This is a genomic window from Lederbergia sp. B243.17 (genome assembly GCF_057657925.1).
In genome coordinates, this window is record NZ_JBWBKF010000080.1 from 1 (window position 1) to 3,010 (window position 3,010).

A 3,010-nucleotide genomic window follows, 5' to 3' on the forward strand; every position below is an offset into this window, starting at 1 on the left:
TTGTCTGGCGGCGATAGCGAAGAGGCCACACCCGTTCCCATCTCGAACACGGAAGTTAAGCTCTTCAGCGCCGATGGTAGTTGGGGGTTTCCCCCTGCGAGAGCAGGACGCTGCCAGGCAAAACTGAAAGACACCGCTGAGGCGGTGTCTTTTTTTGTTCAGCTCACTGGAAATCAATGTTCTCAGCAATATATCAGCAAGTTTAACGCCCGATTTCGTTCTGCATTTGCTGTTCCAGCAAGGATATTTACCAACTTTACGAATTTATGTCGTTCTCGGAGAGGTTATCTACCAACTTGGTGATTTTATCTACCACCTCAGCAAATTTATGTCGTTCCTGGCGAAAGTATCGACCAATTCCGCGGGCATATACTTGATTTCCCCTCAACTGGGCTCGCGCTTATGACCTGCAAGTAATTGACTGCCCCAAACAAGGGTGTCTTTCTTGATATATTGCGGAGCTGGAGAATATATCTTCGTCCTGGTAAATATATCGCTGTCTTAGCAAATATATCAGTAAACGCCCCCTTTGCCGCCCGATTTCGCTCTGCTGGTGCCGTTCCAGCAAGGATATCTACCAACTTTACGAATTTATGTCGTTCTCGGAGAAGTTATCTACCAACTTGTTGATTTTATCTACCATCCCAACAAATTTATGTCGTTCCTGGCGAAAGTATCGACCAATTACCCTTCCACTCCAAATTCCATTGAAAGCCCCTAGATCGAGTCACCAATTGAAAACACCTCAAGCACCCGGACTTTAGGTATGAACAAGACGTTTTTCCTATGGTCAATTGCTCACAGTCCGGCTATCATTTTGGGAAAAGACTAAAGGGGAGGACTTCTTGAAAAGACTGCCTTTTTACGCACTTGCTGTAATGATTTTCTTATTTTCGATTCCGGGGGCTGCATCAGCCCGAAGCTTTTCCATTGATGATGCGGCGATACGAGCCTGGATCATGCCGAATGGCGACCTCGTTGTCAATGAAGTGTTTTCTTATACGTTTGAGGGTGAATACAACCGGGTTATCCGCTCCCTGCCGAAGAACGGAACTTGGAGCGTCAGTAATTTCGAGGCCTATGAGTTAATGAATCCAGAAGGATTACCGGGTTTCATTAACAAAGATGAAATCAAGCCTCTCTCTGTTACCCAAGAGGAAAATACGTACTATGCCAATTTCCCGGTGAAGGATTCGGAGAAGAAGTTCTTTTTCATGTATTTGATGAAAAATGCGGTCAACTCCTATGACACCTACAGCGATTTGACAATTCCTTTTTTCGGTACAGACAAAAACCACGGAACCGACATTCATAACGTTACCCTCGATATTGTCTTTCCAAGTCGGCTGGATCCCGAGCAATATCATGCATTTTTTCACGGCAACAATGGATCTGTTGAGGTAAAAAATAATGAACTTGTCCGGTTCTCACAACCTGTTTCACATGCGGGTCAGCTGACCGAAGTCCGTGTCTTGTTTCCCTCCGCCATTATGCATGATCAGGCAAAGGCCGCAGCCCCTATGTCTCTGGAAGAAGCTGTTGCCGAGGAGGAAACGATCGTGGAAGAGCCGCCGCCTTCGATTCCGGAGGAAAAAGGTCTGATTGGAGAGCCGCTTTTCCTTACGCTGACCGTCGCCTTTCTTATCACTTCTGTCCTATTCCTTCTTCTTCCACAGCGCCGTCTGCGGGCGGCTGGGAATCCTGAGCGACTACTAGACGAAGATCCTCTCTATTTATATGTAGTCGACCGGGCGGGCAAGAAGGATTTCCATGCAATCTTTGCCGGCCTCTATTCGCTCGTTTATCAGGGCAAGGCAAAAATGGAAAAGACAGAGTCAGAGACCCGGCTCCAAAGAGACCCTGAGGCACCTGGCAGAACGCTTGCTTTCATTTTGGAACCCCTTCAGTTCGGACTTGGTGAATGTGAAGATAAATTGGTGGATTGGCTGTTCAGAAAAAGAATCAAGCTGGGCAGGAGATACTTTTCGCTCAATAAGCTTTATGGGACGACCGGGCTGGAGAAGAAGGAAAAAGATATTTATATGTACCGGAATAAGCAAGCCAACTATTACAAAAAAGAGCATGAATGGTTCACCTGTGTTCTTGATCGAATGAAAGAAGAAGGCGTATTGGGCAGCCGGATATACGCTTTTATGTCCGTTCTGCTCTCCTCTTTGTCCCTGCTCTCCGTCCTGATTCTTTTTTTAGAAACGGATGCATCAGCAGGCCGCATCTTTTTTTATCTGATTGTTTCGCTGTTTCTTTTGCGGAAAAATTGGAAAGGAAAAAGGAGAGGAAGGATGTATCTCTTTTTCCTTGCTTCCGTGTTATTCATAAACACAGTCGATGATCGCTTTATCGCTCTCACCGACTCGCTCAGCGTGATGATAGTTTGTGCGGCATTACTGTATGCGCTGATTCCACGTTACATTTTATCAAGAGAAGCTGCAGAGGTAAGAGCGGAAATCCGTTACTTCCGGAAGATGCTGAATAAGGATGGCATCCCTTCCTCCGTTTCAGCCGGGAAGTTGGACAAATGGATGATTCTGGCTACCCTCCTCAACGTAAAGTCATTCAAAATGGATACAAAGCCATTTGAAGGCGAGTTGGGGCAATTGGCCGCGGCTGCTCCGCTCAGTTATCTAGTTCTACAGGGCGAAGAGCCCGCCCAATACATGATACAGACGTGGAAATGGAGCAAACCGGCGGGCACTCCTTTTTGGGATACCTCATCCGGCCAGAGCAGCAGCAGCAGCGGCGATAGCGGCGGCTGGACCGGCTCATCGGGTGGTGACGGGGGAGGAGGCGACGGCGGCGGGGCCGGGGCCGACTGAGAAAAACGCAAACCCCAGTTTTTCACCATCAAAAGAAGAGGCTGGGACATAACTAGTCTCTAACCAAGAGAAAGGTGAAATTGAGCGAGTCAATTTCACCTTTCTCTTTTTGTTATTTATAAATTTAGGATCCACTTGCTGTGTTGGCCGTAAACTTACGTAAGTTCACGGCCATT

1 protein-coding gene and 1 rRNA gene are annotated in these 3,010 nt (G+C 47.2%); both read left to right on the top strand.

The window, feature by feature from the left end:
- Positions 1 to 3: 3 nt before the first annotated feature.
- Positions 4 to 119: ribosomal RNA gene (gene rrf, locus AC0TWI_RS15535) — 5S ribosomal RNA — on the top strand.
- A gap of 726 nt (positions 120 to 845) precedes the next feature.
- Positions 846 to 2,834 carry a DUF2207 domain-containing protein gene (locus AC0TWI_RS15540; protein WP_488127250.1) on the top strand — a complete coding sequence of 663 codons (1,989 nt, stop codon included), beginning with the start codon at positions 846 to 848 and terminating at the stop codon, positions 2,832 to 2,834.
- Positions 2,835 to 3,010 lie beyond the last annotated feature (176 nt).